Below are 26,219 nucleotides of genomic sequence, written 5' to 3'. Positions count from 1 at the left end.
CGACATCGATGCTGCGGCACGTATGACGCGACACGTATGACGCGACACGCACCTCAGGGCAGCTCCACCACCTGCCCGGCGAAGCTCAGGCCGGCGCCGAAGCCCACCAGGAGGGCCAGGCCGCCGGGGCCGGCCGCGCCCTCGCTGAGCAGGCGTTCCAGGGCGAGCGGGACCGACGCGGCGGAGGTGTTGCCGGTGTCGACCACGTCCCGGGCGACCGCGACGGAGGGCGGGAGGCCGAGCGCGCCCGCCGCGGCGTCGACGATGCGCAGGTTCGCCTGGTGCGGGACGAACGCCGCCAGGTCGTCGGGGGTCACTCCGGCCGCGGCCAGGGCCTCCCGGCCCACCCGCGGGACGGTCTCCACCGCCCAGCGGAACACCGCCGGGCCCTCCATCCGCAGGGTCGGCCACGGGGGCGGATCGGCCGAGCGCAGGGCCCGCCAGCCGTGGGCGTGGGCGATCGCCCCCGGACGGGAGCCGTCCGCGCCCCAGACCACCGGGCCGATGCCCGGCTTCGCGGCCGGCCCGACCACCACCGCGCCCGCGCCGTCGCCGAACAGGAAGGCGGTGCCCCGGTCGGCCGGGTCGATCAGGTCGCTCATCCGCTCCGCGCCGACCACCACCACGTACCGGCTGTGGCCCGAGCGGACCAGGCCGTCCGCCAGGGCCAGCGCGTGGCAGAACCCCGCGCAGGCCGCGCCCAGGTCGACCGCGCCCGCGTGCGTCGCGCCCACCAGGTGGGCGACCCGGGGCGCGGCGGGCGGCGACTGCTCCAGGTGCGACATGGTGGCCAGCAGGACGGTGTCCACGCTGTCCGGGGCCACTCCCGCGTGGGCCAGCGCCTTCACGGCGGCTGCCGCGGCCATCGTCACCAGGGACTCGTCCGGGCCGGCGAAGCGGCGGGCGGCGATGCCCGAACGGCGCCGGATCCACTCGTCGCTGGAGTCGATCGCCGCCGCCACCTCCTCGTTCCCGACCACCCGGCTGGGCCGGTACGCGCCCACCCCCAGGATTCGCGCCCCCGCGACCGGCGGGGCCGCCCGCAGCACGCCGGGGGCCCGCAGCGGGCCGGACTCGTCCGCCGCTCCGGGTTCCTCCGCCGTACCGGGGGCCCCCGCCGTTTCCTCCGCCGCCGGGCCGACCGCCGTGCTCATCGCCCCGCCTCCACCCGTTCGCGCGGTGCGACCGCCTGGGCCGAACCGAACTCGCCCTCCAGGTAGCGTCGCAGGGTCTCCCGGCGCTGCACCTTGCCGCTGGAGGTCTTCGGCAGCGAACCCCGGCGGACCAGCAGGATCTCGTCCGCCTCCAGCCGCTGGCTCTCGTGCACGGCCCGGCGGATCCGTTCGCGCAGCAGTTCGCCGCCGCCGCGCAGGGTCCGCCCGTCCGCCTCCACCACCAGGACCAGGCGCTCGCGCGTGCCGTCGTCGGCGGAGAACGCCGCCGCGCAGTTCGGGTGCAGGCCGGGGTCGGCGCTCTCCGCGGAGAGCTCGATGTCCTGCGGGTAGAAGTTGCGGCCCTGCCGGATCACCACGTCCTTGATCCGGCCGGTGACGAACAGCTCGTCCCCGGACAGGAAGCCCAGGTCGCCGGTCCGCAGCCAGCTCCGCTGCTCGGTGCGGTCGCTGCGGCGGGCCCGGAAGGTCTCCTCGGACTCCTCCGGGCGGCCGTGGTAGCCGGACGCCACGCACGGGCCGCTCACCCAGATCTCGCCGACCCGCCCCTCCGGCAGGGTGGTGCGCGCGGCGGGGTCGACGATCCGCACCAGGCTGTCGCCGACCACCGCGCCGCAGCCCACCGCGGGCAGCACCCCGGGGGCGTCGGAGCGCGGCACCCGCACCGCCCGGCCGGCCCGCAGCTCCTCCGCGGATAGCCAGAGCACCGTCGGCGGCCGGTCCTCCGGGCTGCCCGTCGCCTTCAGGGTGTTCTCCGCCAGTCCGTACCCCGGGCACATCGCCTCCGGCCGGAAGCCCGCCGGGGCCAGGGCCTCGGTGAACGCCCGCACCGTCTGCCAGCGCACCGGCTCCGCGCCGTTCGCCGCCACCCGCCAGGACGACAGGTCGAGGCCGGGCGGCAGCCCCTCCTCGCCGACCGCCCGCACGCACAGCTCGTACGCGAAGCTGGGCGCCGCCGCGTGCGTCCCGCCGAACCGGGACAGCGCCTCCAGCCAGCGGGCCGGCCGCCGGATGAACGCGTCCGGCGCCATCAGGTACGACGGGATGCCCGACCAGAGCGGCAGCACGACGCCGAACAGCATCCCCATGTCGTGGAACAGCGGCAGCCAGTTCACCACCCGGGCGTCGCCCCGGCACGGCCACAGCCGGTCCGTCTCGTCCACGTTGGCGCCGAAGTTGGCGTGCGTGACCCGTACGCCCTTCGGCGTCCCCGTCGACCCGGAGGTGTACTGCAGCAGCGCCGGCTCCTCCGCCCCGATCGGGCGCGGCCGCCAACCCGCCACCGCCGCCGGGTCGGTGAGCTCGGCCTCGGCCGCCAGCGTGTCGGGGTCGTGCAGGGTCAGGCCCGCCAGCTCGGGCAGCGTGCCGAAGCGCTCCAGCAGGTCCCGCCGGACCTCCGGGGTGGTGAGCACCACGGTGGTGCCGGCGTCGTCCGCGATCGCCCGCAGCCGGGCCAACCCGCGCGCTCGGGAAGGAACTTGCACCGGAGCCGCGGCAACTCCCGCGTACATGCAGCCCAGCAGGTCCGAGACGAACCCCAGTCCGGACGGGTGCAGCAGCAGCACGCTGCGACCCGCCAGGCCCAGAGCGGTGAGCCGCGCCGCCACGGACTTCGCCCGGGAGTCCAGTTGACGGTAGGTCAGGGTGTCGGCGACCTCCTCGCCGTTGTGCAGGAAGGCGTACGCCAGCTCGTCGGGCTGCTCGACGGCCCGCCGGGCCAGCACGTCCGGCAGGCTCGGCAAGTGCGGCGTCGCGTCGGACGTCGCGTCGGACGGGCCGTCCGGCGGGGCGTCCGGCAGGGCGTTCGGCAGGGCGTGCGGCGCGGTGCCGGGAACGCGGTCGGTCATGGCAGGCATCCTCGTTCGCTGTGGGCCGGGCGGGTCCGACGGCCTCGGTCAGGCCGCGTCCGGGCGCACCGGGAGACGGATCGGGCCGTGGGACTGGCGGGAACGCAGCCGCCGCGCGGGGCCCACCGGGTCACCGGCCGGTGCCCGGTGGGCAGGTGCGGAGCGGGCCGCCGGTGCACCGGCTCCCGGCCGCAGGGGGCGGCGAGGCCGTGGCGCGGCGGGTGCGGCGGGCGCGGGGTCAGCCGGCCAGGGCGGGGACGCGGTCCTCGGCCAGCGGGCTCAGCCAGTCCTCGCCGAGCCTGGCCCGGGTGGCCGGGTCGGTGACGCCGAGCCCGGGTCGGTCGGCCAGGCAGAGCACGCCGACCTTCCCGGTGTGGTTGTTGGTCTGGACGAGCCGGGCGGCCTCGCCGACCTCCGCCAGCGGGTACGTCCGGGACACCACCGGGGCGAGCAGCCCCAGCTGGTACAGCCGCATCATCTCGGCGGCCTCGCCCAGGTTCATGCCGTGACTGCCGACGATCCGCTTCAGATTCATCCAGAAGTACCGGTTGTCGAAGGTGTGCTGGTACCCGGTGCTGGAACCGCAGGTCACCACGGTGCCGCCGCGCCGGGCCACGATCACCGAGATGCCGAAGGTGGCCTTCCCGACGTGGTCGAACACGACGTGCGGGTCCTCGCCGACCTGCGAACGGATCGCCCGGCCCAGGCGCTTGGCCAACTCCACCGTCTCCTCGGCGGATTCGGGCGCCCTGCCGATGCCGATCTCCTCCCGGTTGATCACGACGTCGCAGCCCAGCCGGCGGACCAGTTCGGCCTTCCGCTCGGAGTTGACCACCCCGACCGGGATGCCGCCGCCGTTCTTCACCAACTGCACGGCGAACGCGCCGAGTCCACCACTGGCGCCCCAGATCAGCACGATGTCGCCCTGCTTGATCCTGGCCCCCTTCTCGCTGACCAGCATCCGGTAGGCGGTGCCGCCGCAGAGCGGGATGCTCGCGGTCTCCTCCCAGGTCAGGTGCGGCGGCTTGGCGATGAGCTGGCTGGCCCGCACCACCGTGTAGTGGGCCAGGCCGCCGAAGTTCGTCTCGTACCCCCAGGCCTTCTGGTCGGCGCCCAGCATGCCGTCCGCGTGCGTCACCGGGTCCTGGTCGTCCACCACCGCGGTGCTCACCGCGACGTGGTCGCCGACCTGCCAGCGCCGCACTCCCGCGCCGGTGCGCACCACCACGCCCGCCGCGTCCGAACCGATCACCTGGTGCGGCTGGTCGTGCCGGGCCTGCCAGCCGCCGGAGCGGGCGAAACGGCGCAGCGCGTCGAACGTCGACACCGGCTCGAAGGTCGCCGACCACACGGTGTTGTAGTTCACCGAACTGGCCATCACGGCCACCAGCACCTCGTCCGGGGCGAGTTCGGGCAGCGGCACCCGGCCCACGTGCAGGGAGCGGCGGACGTCCTTGTCCGCAACACCGTGAAACATTTCGACATCTTGCCGAAGCAAATGTGCTGCGGTGTAATCCTGTGGCAATGGAAGGCGCGCCAACTCCTCGGCGGGAGCGTCTCGCAGTACTGCCTCGGTCAACTCGTCCATCTGCATTCCCTCCGCCGCCGGGGGCGGCAATCAGGCAGGTCGGAAAGGCCGTCATCGACGCTACGTGAGCCTCCCGGGAGCTGAGAACCCCTAACGCTCCAGGGGGCGTATTCGCCGACGAACGTGCAGGTCAGATGGGTGTAGCCGGGGTCCGGGGTGGGGGTCGGAGCCGGTTCCGGAGATCCGCGGGGGCGCGGAAATAGGGGTGGACCGGAATTGTCCGGGCTGCGGATACTTCACAGGACGTGCGCCGCCCCGGACGGTTCGGAGGTGGAATTCACGTCGTGTACCGGCGAACCGGTGCGGGGGCGGCGGGAATTGCCGATCCGCCCCCGCCCGCGCCGCCGGTGCGCCACTGCCCGATCATTCCGGGACCGCCTCCGGAACCGCATCCGAGTCGCCTCCGCGCTGCTTCCGCGCCGCTTTCGAAAGGGTGTCACCGCCACCATGACGAGCCAGGGACAGTCCGTCACCGACGCGCGCCTCCACGACCCGGCGGCCGAACCGCCGGCCGGTGCGGTCGCCGTGGTCGGACTGGCCTGCCGACTGCCCGGGGCTTCCGGTCCCGAGGAGTTCTGGGCGCTGCTGGCCGAGGGCCGCACCGCGATCGGGCAGCCGCCCGCGCACCGCGGACTGGACCCGCGGCTCCCCCCGGCCGGCTACCTGGAGCGGGTCGACGGCCTCGACGCCGAGTTCTTCGGCCTGTCGCCGCGCGAGGCCGCCGAGGCCGACCCGCAGCAGCGGCTGCTGCTCGAACTCGGCTGGGAGGCACTGGAACACGCCGGGATCGTCCCCGCCGCCCTGCACGGCACCCGCACCGGCGTGTACGTCGGCGCGATGGCCCACGACTACCGCCTGCTGCGGCACGCCCCCGAGGCGCCGCCGCTCGACCGGCACACCCTCACCGGCCTCAACCACGGCTTGCTGGCCAACCGGATCTCCTACACCCTCGGCCTGCACGGCCCCAGCCTCACCCTCGACACCGCCCAGTCCTCCGCGCTGACCGCCCTGCACCTGGCCCACCGCGCGGTCCGCGACGGCGACTGCGAACTCGCCCTGGCCGGCGGCGTCAACCTGATCCTCAGCAGCCGGAGCACCGACGAGGCCCAGCGGTTCGGCGGCCTCTCGCCCGACGGCCGGATCCACCCGCTGGACGCCCGCGCCAACGGCTACGCCCGCGGCGAGGGCGCCGGACTGGTCGTGCTGAAGCGACTCGACCGGGCCCGCGCCGACGGCGACCGGGTGCTCGCCGTGATCCTCGCCAGCGAGGCCAACCACGGCGGCGCCGCGCCCGGCCTGACCGTCCCCGACGCTTCCGCCCAACAGGCCCTGCTGGAACGGACGTTGCAGCGGGCCGGGCGCCGTCCCGAACAGGTCCAGTACGTCGAACTGCACGGCACCGGCACCCCCGTCGGCGACCCGGTCGAGGCCGCCGCCCTGGGCGCCGTGCACGGCCGCCGGGCCGCCGACGCACCGCTGCTGGTCGGCTCCGCCAAGGCCAACATCGGCCACCTGGAAGGCGCGGCCGGCATCGTCGGCTTCCTCAAGGCCGTCCTCGCCATCACGCACCGGCAGATCCCCGCCACGCCGCACCACGAACAGCCCAACCCCGCCATCGACCTCGCCCGCCTCGGCCTGCGCGTCCCGGACACCCTGCGCCCCTGGCCCGCCCCCGAGCGCGAACTGCTGGCCGCCGTCAGCTCCTTCGGCATGGGCGGCGCCAACTGCCACGTGCTGCTGGCCGGATTCGAGGACGCGGCGGCGGGTGCGGGGGAGGGCACGGGGGAGGGCGCCGGGGGAGCCGTCCCCGCGCACACCGTGCTCACCGTCTCCGCCCGCACCCCCGAAGCGCTGCGCGAGCAGGCCGGCCGGCTCGCCGACCACCTCGACGCCCACCCCGGCCTCACCGGCCCGGCCGCCGCCGCGGCCCTCGCCACCACCCGCACCCACTTCCGCCACCGGGCCGCGCTGCCCGTCGTCGGAGCGGACGGGCGGGACGAACTGATCGCCGGGCTGCGCACGTTGGCGTCCGGCGAACCCGGCGCCGACACCGTGACGGGCCACGCGGCGGAGGCCGGACGGCTGGCCCTGCTGTTCTCCGGCCAGGGCAGCCAGCGGGCCGGCGCCGGACGCGAACTGTACGCCGCGCTGCCGGAGTTCGCCGCCGCGCTGGACGACACGGTCGCCGCCCTGGACCCCCATCTCGACCGGCCGCTGCGCGAACTGCTGTTCGCCGCCCCGGACAGTCCCGAAGCCGCCCTGCTCGACCGCACCGAGTACACCCAGCCCGCGCTGTTCGCCTGGTCCACCGCCCTGCACCGGACCCTGCGACAGCACGGCGCGGAAGCCGAGTTCGTCCTCGGCCACTCCGTCGGCGCGCTCGCCGCCGCCCACGCCGCCGACGTCCTCGCGCTGCCCGACGCCGCCTTCCTGGTCGCCCTCCGCGGCCGGCTCATGCAGGCCGCCCGGGCGGACGGCCGGATGGTCGCCGTCCAGGCCACCGCCGACGAGGTCGTCCCGCTGCTCGCCGAGTACGGCGACCGGGTCGCGCTCGCCGCCGACAACGGCCCCGACGCGGTGGTGCTCTCCGGCGATGCCGGACCGGTCACCGAACTGGCCGGCCGGTTCGCCGAACTCGGCCGCCGCACCCGGACCCTGAGCGTCAGCCACGCCTTCCACTCCGCGCACGTGGACAGCGCCATCGAGGAGTTCCGCCGGGCCGCCGCCGGCCTGCGCTACCGCGCCCCCCGGCTCACCGTGGTCTCCGACCTCACCGGCGCGGTCGCGAGTGCCGAGGAGCTGGCCTCCGCCGACTACTGGGCCGCCCACCTGCGCCGACCCGTCCGGTTCCGGCAGGGCGTCCGGACCCTGGCCGACCTCGGCGCCACGGCCTGGGCCGAACTCGGCCCCGGCCAGGTGCTGGCCTCGCTCGCCAAGCAGAACTTGGCGGACCGGGGGCGGACGAAGCCGGTGGTGGTGCCGGTGCTGCGCGGCGGCGACCGGCCCGAGCCGCTCGGCTTCCTCCGGGCGCTCGGCGAACTGCACGTCCACGGCGTCGAGTTGGACTGGGAGCGGGTGCACGGCGGACGGCCCCGACTGCCGCTGCCGGGCTACCCGTTCCAGCGCGAGCCGTACTGGTTCGGCGCACTCGCCCCCGCGCGCGACGTGCCGGCCCCGGAGAGCGCGCGGGACGCGCGGGATCAGGAGGACGTGCGGGACGTGCGGGTGGCCCAGCCGGTCCGGGGGACGGGCGCGCGCGGGCTCGGCCTGCCGCAGGTGCTCGACGTCCTGGCCGCCGTGCTCGGCCACCGCAGTGCCGAACGCCTCGACCCGGACCGGTCGTTCCGTGAGCTGGGCCTGGACTCCCTGGGCGCGGTGGAGTTCAGCGAGCGGCTCGGCGAACGCGGTGGCACCGAGCTGTCCGCGACCCTCGCCTACGACCACCCCTCCCCGCGTGCCGTGGCCGCGCACCTCGCCGGCGGCGGGGAAGCGCACGGCCGGGAGGCCCACGCGCCCTCGTCGGCGCCGGAGTTCGCCCCCGACGAGCCGGTGGCGATCGTGTCGGCGGCCGGCCGCTTCCCCGGCGGGCTGGACACGCCGGAGGCGCTGTGGGAGCTGGTGCTGAACGGCGGCGACGCGATCGGCCCGTTCCCGGCCGACCGGGGCTGGCCCGCCGACCTGTACCACCCGGAGCCGGGACGGCCCGGACACGCGTACGCCACCGGCGGCGGATTCCTCTACGGCGCGGGCGAGTTCGACGCCGAGTTCTTCGGCATCTCGCCGCGCGAGGCGACGGCGATGGACCCGCAGCAGCGTCTGCTGCTGGAGGTGGCCTGGGAGTCGCTGGAGCGGGCCGGCATCCGCCCGGCCGACCTGCGCGGCAGCCGGACCGGCGTGTACGCCGGTCTCACCCAGCTCGACTACGGCCCGCGCCTGCACGAGCCCGCCGCCGGCCACGAGGGCCACCTGCTGACCGGCAGCGCCGTCAGCGTCGCGTCCGGCCGGATCGCCTACGCGCTGGGCCTGGAGGGTCCGGCGGTGACGGTCGACACCGCGTGCTCGTCCTCGCTGGTGGCGATCCACCTGGCCGCCCAGGCCCTGCGCGCCGGCGAGGCCACCCTCGCCCTCGCCGGTGGCGTCACCGTGATGTCGACGCCCGGCATGTTCACCGAGTTCAGCCGCCAGCGCGGCCTGTCCGCCGACGGGCGCTGCCGTTCGTTCGCCGCCGGCGCGGACGGCACCGGCTGGGCGGAGGGCGCGGGCGTCCTGGTGCTGGAACGCCTCTCCGACGCCCGCCGCAACGGCCACCCCGTACTGGCTGTGATCCGCGGCAGTGCCGTCAACTCCGACGGCGCCTCCAACGGCCTGACCGCCCCCAACGGCCTCGCCCAGCAGCGGGTCATCACCGAGGCGCTGCGCCGATCGGGCCTGTCGGCCGGCGAGGTCGACGCCGTGGAGGCGCACGGGACGGGCACGGTACTGGGCGACCCGGTGGAGGCCGGGGCCCTGGTGGACGTGTACGGGCGCGGGCGCGCCGAGGGCGCCGAGCCGCTGTGGGTGGGCTCGTTGAAGTCCAACGTGGGCCACATGCAGGCGGCCGCGGGCGTGGGCGCGGTGATCAAGACGGTGGCGGCGCTGCGGGCGGGCGTGCTGCCCGAGTCGCTGCACGTGGACGCGCCTTCGCCGCTGGTGGACTGGGACGCGGGGGTGGCGCTGCTGACCGAACGGCGCGCCTGGCCGCAGACCGGCCGGCCGCGCCGGGCGGGCGTCTCCTCGTTCGGGATCAGCGGAACGAACGCGCACCTGATCCTGGAGCAGGTACCGGAGGAGGAGGCCGGCACACCGCAGGACGAGCCCGTCCTGCCGGTGGTCCCGCTGCTGGTCTCCGGCCGCTCGCCGCAGGCGTTGCGGGCGCAGGCGGGCCGACTGCTGGAGGCCCTGCGGGACGACGAAACGACCCTGACGGCACGCGGGTTGGCGTCGGCGCGGACGTCGTTCGAGCACCGCGCGGTGGTGCTCGGCGGCGACCCGGAGACACTGCGAACGGGCCTGGCCGCGCTGGCGGCGGGCGAACCGGCCGCCGGCGTACCGGTCGGCACGGCGCCGGTCGGCGGCACCACGGCCGTCCTGTTCACCGGGCAGGGAAGCCAGCGTCCGGGTGCGGGACGGGAGCTGTACGAGGCGTTCCCGGTGTTCGCGGCTGCGCTGGACGAGGCGGCCGCCGCCTTCGACGGGCTGCTCGAACGCCCGCTGCTGCCGGTGCTGCTGGCCGAGGACGGTCCCGACGCCGCCCTGCTCGACCGCACCGGCTACGCCCAGCCCGCGCTGTTCGCGCTCGGGGTCGCGCTGTACCGGCTGGTCGAACACTGGGGCGTCGCCCCGGACCGGCTGGCCGGCCACTCGATCGGCGAACTCACCGCCGCCCACCTGGCGGGCGTCCTCACCCTGGCCGACGCCGCGACCCTGGTCGCCGCCCGGGCCCGCCTGATGGACGCGCTGCCCGAGGGCGGCTCGATGCTGGCCGTCGAGGCCGGTGAGGACCAGGTCCGGGCCGAACTCGACTCCGTCGAGGGCCTGGTGGCCGTCGCCGCGGTCAACGGCCCGGCCGCGACCGTGGTCTCCGGCGAGAGCGCGGCCGTCGCCGCCGTCGAGCAGCGGTTCCGCGCCCTCGGCCACCGGGTCTCCCGGCTGCGCACCAGCCACGCCTTCCACTCACCGCTGATGGACCCGATCACCGCCGAGTTCGGCCGGATCGCGGGCAGCCTGCCGCACCACCCGCCGCGGATCCCGATCCGCTCCGCCGTCGACGGCGAACTGTACGACGCGGCAAGGCCCTTGACCCCCGACCACTGGGTCGGCCACGTCTGGCGCGAGGTCCGCTACCTGGACGCCGTGCGCGGCCTGGCCGGCGACGGCGTCACCGCCTACCTGGAGCTCGGCCCCGACGCCGTCCTCACCGCGCTCACCCGCGCCGTCCTCGCCGACACCGCCGACACCGCCGACGCCGACGACCAGGACGCCCCCGAGCCCGCCCTGGCCGCCGTCCTGCGCCGGGGCCGCCCCGAGGCGGAGACCCTGCTGACCGCGCTCGCCACCGTCCACACCCGGGGCACCGAGGTGGACTGGCCGACCGTCCTCGGCGGTCCGCCCGCCCGTCCGGTCACCCTGCCCACCTACGCCTTCCAGCGCGAGCGGTACTGGTTCGACCTCCCCGCCGGAGCGAGCACGAGCACCACGGGCGCGGGGGAGGACGGCTTCTGGGCCGCCGTCGAGCAGCGCGACCCGGGCCGACTGGCCGCCCTGCTCGACCTGCCCGAAGGCGAGGACACTTCGGCCCTCGACGCACTGTTGCCCGCACTGGCCGACTGGCGGGCCGGACGGGAGCGCCGCCGGGCCGTGGGCCTGCTGCGCCACCGGATCGCCTGGCGTCCACTGCCCGAGCCCGCGCCCGAGCCCGTTGCCGGGGAAGGACGGTGGCTGCTGCTGGTCCCCGCCCCCGACGGCCGTCCCGCCGGGGAGGCCGAGCGGATCGGCCTGTGGCGGGACGTCCTGGTACGGGCCCTGCGGCAGGCCGGACGGGAGGCGCAGGCGCTGGAGGTGCCGACCGGCACCGGCCGGACGGGCCTGGAGGCACTGCTGCGGACGGCCACCTCGGCCACCACCCCGGCCGGCGGTCACGGCTCCGGCAACGCCGACGCGGGTACGGACGGGCCCGTCCCGGCGCCCGTCGCCGGGGTGCTGTCCCTGCTGTCGCTGGCCACCGGCGCGCTCGCCGACCGCCCGGCCGTGCCGGTCGCCCTCGCCGGCACCCTGCACCTGCTGCAGGCCGCCGAGGCCCTCGGGCTGGACGCCCCGGTGTGGGCGGCCACCAGCGGCGCGGCCGGCACCGGCCCGGCCGACCCGCCGACCGACCCGCAGGCCGCCGCGGTCTGGGGACTGGGCGCGGCCGCCGCCACCGAGAGCCCGCGCTGGGGCGGCCTCCTCGACCTGCCCGCCGAACCCGGCGGCCGCCCCGCCGCGCTGGCTGCCGCCGCCCTGCTCGCGGCCGCACCGGAAGCCGAACTCGCCGTCCGCCGCGAAGGGTTGTACGCCCGCCGACTGGTCGCCGCCGAACCCGGGAGCGTCACGTCCGGCCCGGTTCCACTGGCCGAGCCGCGCGGCACCGTACTGATCACCGGCGGGACGGGCGCGCTCGCCGGGCACCTCGCGCGGACCCTCGCCGAGCGAGGGGCGGAACACCTGCTGCTGGTCAGCCGACGCGGCCGCAACGCCCCCGGGGCGACGGAGTTCGCGGCCGAGCTGACGGCGGCCGGCGCCGGCCGGGTCACCATCGCCGCCGTCGACGTCACCGACCGGTCCGCGCTCGCCGCCCTGCTCGCCGACCTGCCCGACGGCCTGCCGCTGACCGCCGTGGTGCACACCGCCGCCGTGCTCGACGACGCCCCCCTGACCGAGCTCACCGACGAACAGCTGGAACGGGCCCTCGGCGCGAAGGCGCTGGCGGCCCGGCACCTGGACGAGCTGACCCGCGAACTCCCGCTGGACGCCTTCGTCCTGTACTCCTCGATCGCCTCGATCGTCGCCCTCCCCGGCCAGGCCAACTACGCACCGGGCAACGCGGTCCTGGACGCCCTCGCCGCCCGGCGCCGGGCCGCCGGACTGCCCGGCACCGCGATCTCCTGGGGCCTGTGGGCGGGCGAGGGCATCGCCGACCCGACCGCGGCCCGCCAGGTGCTCCGGCACGGATACCGCCCGCTCGACGCCACCACCGCGCTCGCCGCCCTGGACGGGGCGCTCGCCGAGGAGGTAGCCCACCAGCTGGTCGCCGACGCGGACTGGCCCGCGCTGGCCACCGCCCGCCCGCACCCGCTGCTCGCCGAACTGCTGCCGCCGGAAGAGCGGTCGGACCGCTCCGGCAGCACGGCGGGCACCACCGCCGACCCGGCCGGCGGCCTGCGCACCGCACTCGCCGCCCAGGACCCGGCCGAGCGCCGCCGCACCCTGCTGCGCGCCGTCCGGACCGAGTCCGCCGCCGTGCTCGGCCTGCCCGGCGCCGACGCCGTCGACCCCCGACGCGGCCTCCGCGACCAGGGGTTCGACTCGATCGCCGCCGTCGAACTGCGCAACCGGCTCGGCCGGCTCACCGGCCTGCGGCTCCCCACCACCCTGATCTACGACCACCCGACCGCCCAGGCCCTCACCGGCGAACTGCTCGCCCTGCTCCCGCTGTCCGCCCCCACGGGCGCGGCGGAAGCCGGGCCCGGGCAGCCGGAGGAGGCGGGCCCCGGGGCCCGCGCGCTGGCCCGACTCGACGAACTGGAAGCCCTGTTCGCCGCCCTGCCCGCCGACGACCCCGACCGGCCGCACCTGCTGCGCCGCCTGGGCGCGCTCACCGGCACGGCCACCGAAGCGGAGCAGGGCCCCGCGTACGACCTCGCCGCCGAGCTGGCCGCCGCCCCCGAGGACGACCTGATCGCCTTCATCGGACGCGAGTTCGGCATCTCCTGAGCAACCCGAGCGGCCCGAGCAACCCGAGCGGTCCGAGCGGTCCGCACGGACCGGACACCTGAACAACCCGAGTAGCAGCCGATCCCTGTCACCAGCCGTGACAAGCGCGAAGGGCGGAACCTTGAACGACGGCCGGATGCGGTACCTCCTGGAACGGGTCACCGCTGAACTGCAGCAGACCCGCCGCGAGTTGAACGACACCAAGGAACGGGCCGGCGAACCGGTCGCGATCGTCGGCATGGCCTGCCACTTCCCCGGCGGCGTCGACTCGCCCGAGGACCTGTGGCAGCTGGTCACCGAAGGCCGGGACGTGGTGGGGGAGTTCCCCGGCAACCGGGGCTGGGACCTGTCCGCGTTGTTCGACGCGGACCCGGACCGCCCCCGTACCTCCTCGACCCGGCAGGGGGCCTTCCTCGCCGAACCCGGCGCGTTCGACGCCGACTTCTTCGGCATCTCGCCGCGCGAGGCGCTGGCCGCCGACCCACAGCACCGGCTGCTGCTGGAGACCGCCTGGGAGGCGCTGGAACGGGCCGGCATCCGCCCCGCCGACCTGCGCGGCACCCGTACCGGCGTGTACGTCGGCGGCAACGGCAACGACTACGTCCCGCCGTTCGGCACCGCCCCCGAGGAACTGGAGGGCTACCTCACCGTCGGCAACGCGGCCTCCGTCGCCAGCGGCCGGATCTCCTACACGCTCGGCCTGGAGGGCCCCGCCGTCACCGTCGACACCGCCTGCTCCGCCTCCTCCGTCGCCCTGCACCTGGCCGTCCGCGCCCTGCGCTCCGGCGAGGCCGACCTCGCCCTCGCCGGCGGCGTCAGCGTGATGACCACCCCGCAGCTGTTCGTCGAGTTCTCCCGCCAGCACGGTCTCGCCCCGGACGGCCGCTGCAAGGCGTTCGCCGCCGCCGCCGACGGCACCGGCTGGTCCGAGGGCGCCGCCCTGCTGGTCGTCGAACGCCTCTCCGACGCCCGCCGCAACGGCCACCGCGTGCTCGCCGTCATCCGGGGCAGCGCGGTCAACCAGGACGGCGCCTCCAACGGCCTCACCGCCCCGTCCGGCCCCGCCCAGCAGCGCGTCATCCGGCAGGCCCTCGCCGACGCCGGGCTCGCCCCGCAGGACGTCGACGCCGTCGAGGCGCACGGCACCGGGACGACCCTGGGCGACCCGATCGAGGCCCAGGCCCTGCTCGCCACCTACGGCCAGGACCGCGACGGCGAACGGCCGCTCTGGCTCGGCTCGGTGAAGTCCAACCTCGGCCACACCCAGGCCGCCGCCGGAGCCGCCGGCCTGATCAAGACCGTCCAGGCCCTGCGCCACGGCGTCCTGCCGCGCACCCTGCACGTCGACTCGGCCACCCCGCACGTCGACTGGGAGGCCGGCGCGGTCCGACTGCTCACCGAGGAGCAGCCCTGGCCGCGCACCGGCACCCCGCGCCGGGCCGGCGTCTCCGCGTTCGGCGTCAGCGGCACCAACACCCACATCATCCTGGAGGAGGCGCCGGCCGAGGAGCCCGCCGAGGCGCCGGTCGGGGCACCGGCCGGGGCACCGGACGGGGCCCTCCCCGCCGAGAACCCGCCCGGCGAGTCGTGGCCCGCCGGACCCTCGCCGACCCCCGTGCTCTGGACGCTCTCCGGCCGCACCGAACCCGCGCTGCGCGCCCAGGCCGCCCGCCTCGCCGACCACCTGCGCGCCACCGGGACCGCCGAACACCCGGCCGCCCTCGCCGCGATCGGCCACGCCCTGCACGCCGAACGCACCGCCTTCGAGGAACGCGCCGCCGTCGTCGGCCGCGACCGCCCCGCACTGCTCGCCGCCCTCGACGCGCTCGCCACCGGCGAACCCTCGCCCGCCGTCGTGCGCGGCCGCGCCACCGACGACCCGAAGACCGTCCTGGTCTTCCCCGGCCAGGGCGCCCAGTGGCTCGGCATGGCCACCGAACTCCTCGACACCGCACCGGTGTTCGCCGAACGCATCGCCGCCTGCGAGAAGGCCCTCGCCGGATACGTCGACTGGTCGCTGGAGGACGTGCTGCGCGGCCGCGCGGACGCCCCCGGCTACGACCGGGTCGACGTCGTCCAACCCGCCCTGTGGGCCGTCATGGTGGCCCTCGCCGCCCTCTGGGAGTCCTACGGGCTGCGCCCCGACGCCGTGGTCGGCCACAGCCAGGGCGAGATCGCCGCCGCCACCGTGGCCGGCGCCCTCGAACTCGACGACGCCGCACGGGTGGTGGCCCTGCGCAGCCGCGCCATCACCGCGCTGGCCGGCACCGGCGGCATGGCCTCCGTCCCGCTGCCCCGCGCCGAGGCCGAGGAACTGATCGCCCGCTGGGACGGCCGGCTGTCGATCGCCGTGGTCAACAGCCCCGAGGCCGTCGTGGTGGCCGGCGAGGCCGCCGCCCTCGACGCACTCGTCGCCCACGGCGAGGCCGAGGGCCTGCGGGTGCGCCGCGTCCCCGTCGACTACGCCTCGCACTCCCCGCAGGTCGAACGGCTGCGCGCCGAACTCGCCACCGCCCTCGCCCCGATCGCCCCGCGCACCGGACGCCTGCCGCTGCTGTCCGCCGTCACCGGCGACTGGATCGACACCCGGCTGCTCGACGGCGCCTACTGGTACACCAACCTGCGCGAGACCGTCCGCTTCGAGGACGCCACCCGCGCCCTGCTGGCCGGCGGCCACCGGATCTTCGTCGAGGCCTCCCCGCACCCCGTCCTCACCGCCGCCGTCCAGGCCACCGCCGAGGACGCCGGGCACCCCGTCACCGCCACCGGATCGCTGCGCCGCGACGAGGGCGGCCTCGACCGCTTCCTCACCTCGCTGGCCGCCGCCGTCACCGCCGGCGCCCGCCACGACGCCGACGCCGTCCTCGGCCGACGCCCCACCACCCGCGTCGACCTGCCCACCTACGCCTTCCAGCGCACCCGGCACTGGATCGACCGCCCCGCCGACCGGGCCGGCGACCCGCTCGGCCTCGGCCTGCGCCCCGCCGCGCACCCCGTGCTCGGCGCCGTCCTCACCGCCGCCGACGGCACCACCACCCTCACCGGCCGCCTCGCCGCGCACACCCACCCCTGGCTCGCCGACCACACCGTGCACGGCCGCACCGTCGTCCCCGGCACCGCGCTCGTCGAACTCGCCGTCCGGGCCGGCGACGAGACCGGACTGCCCGTCCTCGAGGAACTCGTCATCGAGGCACCGCTGCTGGTGCCCGCCGGAGAAGCCGTCGAAGTGCAGGTCACCGTCGGCGCCACCGAGCAGGCGGGCCGCCGCACCGTCGAGGTGCACGCCCGCCCGCAGCACGCCGACCCCGGCCCCTGGCAGCGCCACGCCCACGGCCTGCTCGCCCCCGAGGACAACGACCCCGAGGGCAACCACCCCGCCGTGGAAGGGGACTGGCCGCCGGAGGGCGCCGAACCCGTCCCCGTCGACGAGCTGTACGCGCGCATCGCCGCCACCGGACGCGCCTACGGCCCGCACTTCCAGGGCCTGCGCGCGGCCTGGCGGCACGGGGACGCCCACTACGGGCACCTCGAACTCCCCGCCGAGGACCACGCCGACGCCGCCCGCTGGGGCGTCCACCCCGCGCTGCTCGACGCCGCCTTCCACCTCGCCGACCTGGCCGCCCCGCCGCCCGCCGACGGCACCGTCGCGCTCCCGTTCGCCTGGAGCGCGATCCGCCTGCACGCCACCGGCGCCCACACCCTCCGCGTCCGGCTGCGCACCACCCCCGACCGCACCCTCACCCTGGACGCCGTCGACTCCGACGGCGCCCCCGTCCTCAGCGTCGGCGCGCTCGCCTCCCGCCCGATCACCGCCGCCCAACTCGCCACCGGCACACCGCTGTACGTCGCGGGCTGGCGCGAACTCGCGCCCGGAGCGGCCGCTTCGGGCGCAGCCGCTCCGGGGGAGGACGGCTGGGCCCTGCTCGAACCCCCCGGCGCCGAAGACCCGTTCGGCCTCGACGTGCCCCGCCGGTACCCCGACCCCGTCGCCCTCGCCGCCGCCATCCGGGCCGGCGGGACCCCGCCCGCCCTCGCCTGGCTGCCCGTCGCACCCGGCGCGCCCGGTGCCGGGACACCGCCCGAACGGGCCCGCACCATCCTGGCCGCCCTGCTGGCCACCGTCCAGGAGTGGCTGGCCCACGAGGAGTTGGCCGGCGTCCGGCTCGCCGTCGCCACCCGGTACGCCGCCACCCTCGACGGCGAGGACCCCGACCCGGCCACCGCCGCCGCCTGGGGCCTGCTGCGCACCGCGCAGGCCGAACACCCCGACCGGCTGCTCCTGGTCGACCTCGACACCGCCGCTCCCGGCACCCCCACCCGGCACGCCCTGCCCGCCGTCCTGGCCACCGCCCTCGCCGCCGGCGAGCCCCAACTCGCCCTGCGCGAGGGCCGGGCGCACCTGCCGCGACTCGTCCTCGCCGGGACCGGCGGGAACGGCGGGACCGGCGGGAACGCGGACGCCGCACCCGCCGCCGGCCCGCGGCTCGACCCCGCCGGCAGCGTGCTGATCACCGGCGGCCTGGGACTGCTCGGCGCGCTGACCGCCCGGCACCTGGTGGCGGAGCACGGCGCCCGGCACCTGGTCCTGCTCGGCCGGCAGGGGCCCGACACGCCCGGCGCCGCCGAACTGCTCGCCGAACTCGCCGCCCTGGGCGCCGAAGCGCGGGCCGTCGCCGCCGACGCCACCGACCGGGACGCGCTCGCGGCCGTCCTCGCCGACCTGCCCGCCGCACACCCGCTCACCGCCGTCGTGCACGCCGCCGGGGCGCTCGACGACGGCGTGCTGACCGCCCTGGACGCCGACCGGCTGGAGACCGTGCTGCGCCCCAAGGTCGACGCGGCCTGGCACCTGCACGAACTCACCGCCGAACTCCCGCTCACCGCCTTCCTGCTGTACTCCTCGGCGGCCGGCGTCCTCGGCACCCAGGGCCAGGCCGGGTACGCCGCCGCCAACGCCTTCCTGGACGCCCTCGCCGCCCACCGGCACGCCCGGGGCCTGCCCGCGAGCTCCCTCGCCTGGGGCCTGTGGGCCGACAGCAGCACCCTGACCGGCCACCTCACCGCCGCCGACCTGGCCCGCCTCGCCCGCCAGGGCCTCCGTCCGCTCACCGGCGACGAGGGGCGCGCCCTGCTCGGCGCGGCCCTCACCGCCGGCCACCCCCGCCCCGTCCCGCTCGCCCTCCGTCCGGCCGCCCAACCGGCCGCCGTACCGGCGGTGCTGGCGGACGTCCTGCCCAGCACCGGAACCGCCGCCACCCGGCGCCGCGCGGGCGGCGGCGGGGCCGCGGGCCAGGACCTCGCCGCCCGACTGCGCACCCTCGACCCGGCCCGCCGCGCCTCGACCCTGCTGCGACTGGTCCGGAAGGAGGCCGCGGCCGTCCTCGGCCACCCCGGACCCGACGGCGTCGAAAGCGAACGGGCCTTCAAGGAACTCGGGTTCGACTCGCTCACCGCCGTCGAACTGCGCAACCGCCTGACCACCGCGACCGGCGTGCGACTGCCCGCCACCCTGGTCTTCGACCACCCCACCGCACACACCCTCGCCGCCCACCTCGACCGCCTGCTGCCCGGCGGCCGGACGGACGCCGAGCACACCCGGGACGCCGAGAGCGCCCGGGACGCGGCACCCGCGGTCGACCAGGACGACCCCGTGGTGATCGTCGCGGCCGGCTGCCGCTTCCCCGGCGACGTCAAAACCCCGGAACAGCTCTGGGAGCTGGTCGCCGAGGGCCGCGACGCCATCACCCCCTGGCCGACCGACCGGGGCTGGGACAACGACGCCCTCTACGACCCCGACCCCGACCGCCCCGGCCGCACCTACACCCAGTACGGCGGATTCCTGCACGACGTCGCCGAGTTCGACGCCGCGTTCTTCGGCATCTCCCCGCGCGAGGCGCTGGCCACCGACCCGCAGCAGCGCCTGCTGCTGGAGACCGCCTGGGAGACCTTCGAACGCGCCGGCATCGACCCGCACACCCTGCGCGGCAGCCGGACCGCCGTCCACCTCGGCGTCATGTACAACGACTACGCGGGCCGACTCCGCGCCCTGCCCGAGGAGTTGGAGGGCTACCTGCACAACGGCAGCGCCGCCTCGGTCGCCTCCGGCCGGATCTCCTACGCCTTCGGCTTCGAGGGCCCGGCGGTGACGGTCGACACCGCCTGCTCCTCCTCGCTGGTCGCCCTGCACCTCGCCGCCCAGGCGCTGCGCTCCGGCGAGACCGACCTCGCCCTCGCGGGCGGCGTCGCCGTGATGGCCTCCCCGGCCGGCATGGTCGCCACCTCCCGCCACCGGGCCTTCGCCCCCGACGGCCGGGTCAAGGCCTTCGCCGCCGCCGCCGACGGCACCTCCTGGGCCGAGGGCGTCGGACTGCTGCTGCTCGAACGCCTCTCCGACGCCCGCCGCAACGGCCACCCCGTGCTGGCGGTCATCCGGGGCAGTGCCGTCAACCAGGACGGCGCCTCCAACGGCCTCACCGCCCCGTCCGGCCCCGCCCAGCAGCGCGTCATCCGGCAGGCCCTCGCCGCGGCCCGCCTCACCCCGCAGGACGTCGACGCCGTCGAGGCGCACGGCACCGGGACGACCCTGGGCGACCCGATCGAGGCCCAGGCCCTGCTCGCCACCTACGGCCAGGACCGGCCCGCCGACCGGCCGCTCTGGCTCGGCTCGCTGAAGTCCAACCTCGGCCACACCCAGGCCGCCGCCGGCGCCGCCGGCCTGATCAAGCTGCTCGGCGCCCTGCAGCACGGCATCCTCCCCGCCACCCTGCACGTCGACCAGCCCGCCACCGAGGTCGACTGGGCCTCCGGCGGCGTCGCCCTCCTCACCGAGGCCCGCCCCTGGCCGGAGACCGGCCGCCCGCGCCGCGCCGCCGTCTCCTCGTTCGGCGTCAGCGGCACCAACGCGCACGTCATCATCGAGCAGCCGCCGGCGGAGGAGCCCGGCGGTGGTGGTGGCAGCGGCGAGACGGTCGGTGTCGCGTCATCAAGTGTCGCGTCATCGAATGTCACGTCACCGACCTCCGCGCCGCTCGTCCCCTCCGCGTCCCCTGCGCCGCCCCTGCCCTGGGCGCTCAGCGCCCGGACGGCCGCCGCGCTGGCCGCGCAGGCCGGGCGGGTGGCCGAGCGGCTGGACGGCACCGGGCACGCCGCCGCGGACCTCGCGCACACGCTGCTGACCGGTCGCGCCGGCTTCGAGCACCGGGCGGTGGTGGTCGCCGCCGACGCCGCGGGCGCGGCGGAGGGGCTGCGGGCGCTCGCGGCGGGAGAGCCCGCGGACGGCCTGGTGCGGGGACGGGCGGACGGGGCGCCGAACGTGGTGTTCGTGTTCCCCGGCCACGGGTCGCAGTGGCCCGGCATGGCCCGGGAACTGCTGGCGGCCGAGCCGGTGTTCGCCGAGCGGGTGGCGGAGTGCGCGCGGGCGCTCGCTCCGCACCTGGAGTTCGACGGCGACGGCAGCGGCGGCGAGGACGGCCGCAGCGGCGGGTTCGACCTGCTGGACGTGCTGTGGCAGCGGCCGGGAGCACCCGACCTGGCCCGGGTGGAGGTCGCGCAGCCCGCGCTGTGGGCCGTGCTGGTGGGGCTCGCCGCGCTGTGGGAGTCGTACGGGGTGCGTCCCGACGCGGTGGTCGGGCACAGCCAGGGGGAGGTCGCCGCCGCCACCGTGGCCGGTGCGCTCAGCCTGGCCGACGCGGCGCTGGTGGTCGCCGCCCGCAGCCGGATCCTGGCCCGGCTGGTCGGGCAGGGGTCGATGGCCTCCGTCGCGCTCTCCGTCGACGAGGCGCGGCGCCGGATCGAGGCCTGGCCCGGACGGCTGTCCGTCGCCACCGTCAACGGCCCGGGGCAGGTGGTGGTCGCCGGGCACGAGGACGCCCTGGACGCGCTGGTCGCCCAGTGCGATGCCGAGGGCGTCCGGGCCAAGCGGCTGCGCAACGCGACCCTGGCCGGGCACTCCCCGGTGATCGACCAGGTCCGCGACGAGGTGCTGGCCGCGCTGGCCCCCGTCCGGCCCGGGCCGGAGCGGGTGCCGATCTGGTCCACCGTCACCGCCGCGCCCGTCGACGGCACCGAGCTCGACGCCGCGCACTGGTACCGGAACCTGCGCGAGACCGTCCGCTTCGCCCCCGTCGTCGAGCAGCTCGCGGACGCCGGACGGACCCTGTTCATCGAGGTCAGCCCGCACCCGGTGCTGACCGGCGCGATCCAGGGCACCCTGGACGCGGCCACCGGTGCGGCAGCCGGCGAGGGGGCCGGTGGCAGCGCCGCGGTCGAGACGCTGCGCCGCGACCACGGCGGCCCGGAGCGGTTCGTGCTGGCGCTCGGCGGGGCGTACGTCCAGGGCGTGCCGGTCGACTTCGGCCCGCTGCTCGGCGGCGCCCGTCCGGTGCCCACCGCGCTGCCCACGTACGCGTTCCAGCGCCGCCGCTACTGGCTGGACGCCGACCTCGGTCCGCTCACCACCACGCTGGACGGGCCGGAGCCCGACGCCGACGAGGCCGCCGACGGCGCCTCCGGCGGGCTCGCCGCCGCACTGGCCGCGCTGCCCGCCGCCGAGCGGGAGGCCGCGCTGCTCGACCTGGTGCGCCGACAGGCCGCCGCCGCGCTCGGCCACCCCGACGAGGAGGAGGTGGTGGCCGAACAGGCGTTCCGCGAGCTGGGGTTCGAGTCGCTGACCGCCGTCGACCTGCGCAACCGCCTGGCCACCGCGACCGGCCTGCGGCTGCCCGCCACGCTGGTCTTCGACCACCCGACCCCGGCCGCCGTCGCCGCCGAACTCGCCGTCCGACTGGCGGGGGAGGAGCAGGCCGAAGGAGAACGCCGACTGAGGCTGCTCGTCGAGCAGTTGGAGCAGACCGCGCTGCCGGGCACGCCCGACGACCGGCGGGAGCTCGCCGCCCGCCTGGCCGCCCTCGCCGCCACCCTCGACCCGGGCACCGGCCCCGCCCCGGACGCCGGCCGGGCCCCAGAAGCCGACCCGACCCCGAATGCCGACCAGGCCCCGGATGCCGGTCTCGAACTCGCCAGCGACGAAGAGCTGTTCGCCGCACTCGACCGCGCCCGCCCCGCCGGCGCCCGTACCGGAAGGGGCCGCGACGGTGGCCGATGAGGACACGCTGCGGCAGTACCTGCGCCGCGCGCTGAGCGACCTGCGGGAAGCCCAGGAACAGTTGGAGCAAGTGGAGTTCGAGCGGACCGAGCCGATCGCCGTGATCGGCATGGCCTGCCGCCTGCCCGGCGGAGCCGACTCGCCCGAGCGGCTGTGGCGCCTGCTGCTCGACGAACGCGACGCCACCGGCGACTGGCCCACCGACCGCGGCTGGGACACCGACGCGCTCTTCGACCCGGACCCGACCGTCCCCGGCACCAGCTACGCCGTCCGGGGCGGATTCCTCTACGACGCCGCCGAGTTCGACGCCGCGTTCTTCGGCCTCTCGCCGCGCGAGGCGCTGGCCACCGACCCCCAGCAGCGCCTGCTGCTGGAGACCTCCTGGCACGCCCTGGAGGACGCCGGACTGGACCCCGAGCGGCTGCGCGGCAGCCGGACCGCCGTCTACGCGGGCCTCACCGCGCAGGACTACCACACCCGCCCGGGCGCGGCCCGCCCCGAACTGGAGGGGTACCTCGGCATCGGCAACCTCTCCTCGGTCGCCTCCGGCCGGATCGCCTACACCTTCGGCTTCGAGGGCCCGGCGGTGACGGTCGACACCGCCTGCTCCTCCTCGCTGGTCGCCCTGCACCTGGCCGTCCGCGCCCTGCGCTCCGGCGAGAGCGACCTCGCCCTCGCCGGCGGCGCCGCCGTGATGTCCTCGCCCACCGGGTTCGTCGAGTTCTCCCGCCAGCGCGGCCTCTCCCCGGACGGCCGCTGCCGCTCCTACGCGGCCGCCGCCGACGGCACCGGCTGGGCGGAGGGCGCGGGCGTCCTGGTGCTGGAACGCCTCTCCGACGCCCGCCGCAACGGCCACCCCGTGCTGGCGGTGGTCCGGGGCAGCGCGGTCAACCAGGACGGCGCCTCCAACGGTCTCGCCGCCCCGTCCGGCCCCGCCCAGCAGCGGGTCATCCGGCAGGCCCTCGCCGACGCCGGACTCACCCCGGGCGAGATCGACGCCGTCGAGGGCCACGGCACCGGGACGACCCTGGGCGACCCGATCGAGGCGCAGGCCCTGCAGGCCGTCCTCGGTACCGGGCGCGACCCCGAACGCCCGCTGCTGCTCGGCTCGTTGAAGTCCAACCTGGGCCACACCGCGGCCGCCGCCGGAGTCGCCGGCGTGATCAAGACCGTCCAGGCGCTGCGCCACGGCGTCCTGCCGCGCACCCTGCACGTGGACGCCCCGACCCCGCACGTCGACTGGGCGGGCGGTGGCGTCGCGCTCCTCGCCGAGGCCCGCCCCTGGCCGGAGACCGGCCGCCCGCGCCGGGCCGGCGTCTCCGCGTTCGGCGTCAGCGGCACCAACGCGCACGTGATCCTGGAGCAGTGGACCGAGGAGGAGGGGGAGGAGGAGCGGGAGGAAGCGCGGGCGGTGCCGGACGGTCCGCTGCCCTGGGTGCTCAGCGCCCGGACCGAGGGCGCGCTGCGGGCCCGGGCCGGGCAGGTCGCGGAGCTGCTGCGGACGGACGGCGGCGCGACGGCAGCCGAACTCGCCCGGGCCGTGGCCGAGTCGCCCCGGCACCCGCTGCGGGCCGTGCTGGCGGCCCGGCCGGCGGACGCCGCCGAGCGGCTGGCGGCGTTCGCGGCCGCAGACGGCTCGGGCGAGGCGCCGCGCCCCGCCGGGACGGGCGGCCGGACCGCGTTCCTGTTCACCGGCCAGGGCGCCCAACGTCCGGGCATGGGCGCCGCGTTGTACCGGACCTACCCGGTCTTCGCGGAGGCCTTCGACCAGGCCGCGGCCGCCTTCGAACCGCACCTGCCGTACTCCGTGGCCGAGGCCGTCCTGCGCACCGCCGACGCCGAACGGCTGAACCGCACCCTCTACACCCAGCCCGCGCTGTTCACGCTGCAGACCGCGCTCCTGCGACTGCTGGAGTCCTGGGACGTGCGGCCCGACCTGGTGGCCGGACACTCGATCGGTTCGCTGGCCGCCGCCCACGCCGCCGGACTGCTCGAACTCGCCGACGCCGCCACCCTGGTGGCCACCCGCGCCACCCTGATGCAGCACCTCCCGCCCGGCGGCGCGATGGCCGCACTGGAGGCGGCGGAGGACGAAGTGCTGTCCGAACTCGGCTGGCAGGACGGCAAGGTGGACCTGGCCGCCGTCAACGGCCCCCGCTCGACGGTGATCTCGGGCACCGAGGCGGCCGTCGAAGAAGTCGCGGAGAGCTTCCGGGCCCGCGGCCGACGAGCCACCCGGCTCCGGGTCAGCCACGCCTTCCACTCGCACCTGATGGACCCCGTCCTGGACGAACTCCGCTCGACCGCCAAGGGACTGGCCTTCCGGCAGCCGAACGTCACCCTGGTCTCCGACCTCACCGGCCGCCCCGCGACCGCCGCCGAACTCGCCGACCCCGACTACTGGGCCGAACACGCCCGCCGCCCCGTCCGCTTCCTGGCCGCCGTCCACGCGCTGCGCGCCGAAGGAGCCACCCGGTTCCTGGAGTTGGGGCCGGACGGCATCCTCACCGCCCTCGCCAAGGACGCCCTCGCCGCCGGACCGGCCACCCGCCGACCCGCCGTCCTCGCCGCCGCGCTGCGCCGCAACCGCCCCGAGCCGGAGACCCTGCTGGAGTCCGTCGGCCGCCTGCACGCGGCCGGCGCCCCCGTCGACTGGTCCGCACCGCTGGGCGGGCGGACCACGAACCCGGTCGGCCTGCCCGGCTACCCGTTCGACCGGCGCCGCTACTGGCTGGACGCCGGACCGACCCCCGCAACCGCACCGCCGAGCCGGGAGGAGGCACCGCCGGGCCGGGAGGAGACGCCGACGGCACCGGCCGCCGGACGCTTCGAGGGCCTCGACGGAGACGCCCTGCTGGACGCCGTCCACGCGCTGGTGCGCGCCGAGGCGGCCACCGTGCTCGGGCACCCCGACGCGGCCGCGCTACCCGCCGACGCGGCGTTCGTGGAGCTCGGCTTCGACTCGCTCACCGCCACCGACCTCGCCGAACGCCTCTCCGCCGCCACCGGGCTGCGCCTCTCCGGCGCCCTGACCATCCACCACCCCGACCCGGCGGACCTCGCCGAGCACCTGCGCGGCGAACTGCTGAAGGCCAGGGGAGCGGGAGCCCCGGCGACCGAACCGCTGGCGGAGGTCTACCTGCGGCTGTGCCGGGCCGGCCGGATCCCCGCCGCCACCCGGGTGCTGCTGGCCGCGTCCGAGCTGCGCGCCGAATTCACCGCCGCCGACCGGGCCGGGCACGCCCTGCCGCCGCTCGCCCTCGCCACCGGGCCGGAACCGGAGCCGGGGTCGGCGCCGGAGCCGGCCCTGGTCTGCTTCCCCGCGCTGACCGCGCTGTCCGGGCCGCACGAGTACGCCAGGTTCGGCCGCGCCCTTGACGGCCGGCGCGCCGCGCACGCCGTCCCCGCCCCCGGTTACCGTCCCGGCAGCGCGCTGCCCGACTCCGCCGGGGCGTTCGTCGCGCTGCAGGCCGACGCCGTCCAACAGCTCTACGGGGAGCGGCCGTTCGCCGTCCTCGGCCGCTCGCTCGGCGGCTGCGTCGCGCACGCCGTCACCGCCGAACTGGAGCGGCGCGGCGTCCGGCCGCTCGGCCTGGTCCTGGTCGACAGCTACCCGATGGACACCGGCGCGCTGCCCGGCATGGACTGGTGGATGCCCGCCATGGTCGGCGGCATGCTCGACCGGATCGGCGACCAGGACCTCACCTTCACCGACACCGGCCTCACCGCGATGGGCTCCTACCTGCGCACCTTCGGGCCCTGGCAGCCCACCCCGATCGCCACGCCCACCCTGCTGCTGCGCGCCGCCGACCCCCTCCCCGGCACCCCCGGGCCCGAGCGGCTCGGCGACACCGACTGGCGGGCGTTCTGGCGGCTGCCGCACGAGCGGCTGGACGTCCCCGGCGACCACTTCACGGTGCTGGAGGAGCACTCCGCCACCACCGCCGACGCCGTCCACCGGTGGCTGGCGGCGCGCTGAACCGACGACGAGCAACCGACCG

The 26,219-nt window shown here is 76.9% G+C and carries 6 protein-coding genes; 3 read left to right on the top strand and 3 right to left on the bottom strand.

The features are described 5' to 3' along the window. Positions 1-53: 53 nt before the first annotated feature. The 3 genes from ACZ3J7_RS17370 to ccrA form a co-directional block, all read right to left on the bottom strand. The gene (locus tag ACZ3J7_RS17370; protein WP_465621576.1) at positions 54-1,154 is read right to left on the bottom strand and encodes a beta-ketoacyl-ACP synthase III; all 1,101 of its coding nucleotides are present in this window, start codon (positions 1,152-1,154) and stop codon (positions 54-56) included. Next, positions 1,151-3,019, bottom strand: coding sequence for a fatty acyl-AMP ligase (locus tag ACZ3J7_RS17365; protein WP_465621574.1), 1,869 nt, complete (start codon positions 3,017-3,019; stop codon positions 1,151-1,153). Before ACZ3J7_RS17365 ends, ACZ3J7_RS17370 begins: the two co-directional genes overlap by 4 nt. A gap of 238 nt (positions 3,020-3,257) precedes the next feature. After that, positions 3,258-4,607, bottom strand: a complete 1,350-nt coding sequence (ccrA, locus tag ACZ3J7_RS17360) for a crotonyl-CoA carboxylase/reductase (protein ID WP_465621572.1) — start codon at positions 4,605-4,607, stop codon at positions 3,258-3,260. 447 nt (positions 4,608-5,054) lie between these two features. Between ccrA and ACZ3J7_RS17355 the strand changes: the two genes are divergently transcribed. From ACZ3J7_RS17355 to ACZ3J7_RS17345, 3 genes are all read left to right on the top strand, one after another. Then, positions 5,055-13,115, top strand: coding sequence for a type I polyketide synthase (locus ACZ3J7_RS17355; RefSeq protein ID WP_465621570.1), 8,061 nt, complete (start codon positions 5,055-5,057; stop codon positions 13,113-13,115). Positions 13,116-13,236: 121 nt separating this feature from the next. Continuing rightward, positions 13,237-22,218, top strand: coding sequence for a type I polyketide synthase (locus tag ACZ3J7_RS17350; RefSeq protein ID WP_465621568.1), 8,982 nt, complete (start codon positions 13,237-13,239; stop codon positions 22,216-22,218). Continuing rightward, the gene (locus tag ACZ3J7_RS17345) at positions 22,208-26,197 is read left to right on the top strand and encodes a type I polyketide synthase (protein ID WP_465621566.1); all 3,990 of its coding nucleotides are present in this window, start codon (positions 22,208-22,210) and stop codon (positions 26,195-26,197) included. Before ACZ3J7_RS17350 ends, ACZ3J7_RS17345 begins: the two co-directional genes overlap by 11 nt. The last annotated feature ends 22 nt before the right edge of the window (positions 26,198-26,219 follow it).

This window comes from Kitasatospora sp. NPDC015121 (assembly GCF_055562955.1).
This window is presented reverse-complemented; position numbering and strand designations above follow the sequence as displayed.

Coding starts and splice junctions, on each gene's coding strand:
- ACZ3J7_RS17370 (WP_465621576.1), bottom strand. CDS start 1,154: ATGAGCACGGCGGTCGGCCCGGCGGCGGAGGAAACGGCGGGGGCCCCC.
- ccrA (WP_465621572.1), bottom strand. CDS start 4,607: ATGGACGAGTTGACCGAGGCAGTACTGCGAGACGCTCCCGCCGAGGAG.
- ACZ3J7_RS17365 (WP_465621574.1), bottom strand. CDS start 3,019: ATGACCGACCGCGTTCCCGGCACCGCGCCGCACGCCCTGCCGAACGCC.
- ACZ3J7_RS17355 (WP_465621570.1), top strand. CDS start 5,055: ATGACGAGCCAGGGACAGTCCGTCACCGACGCGCGCCTCCACGACCCG.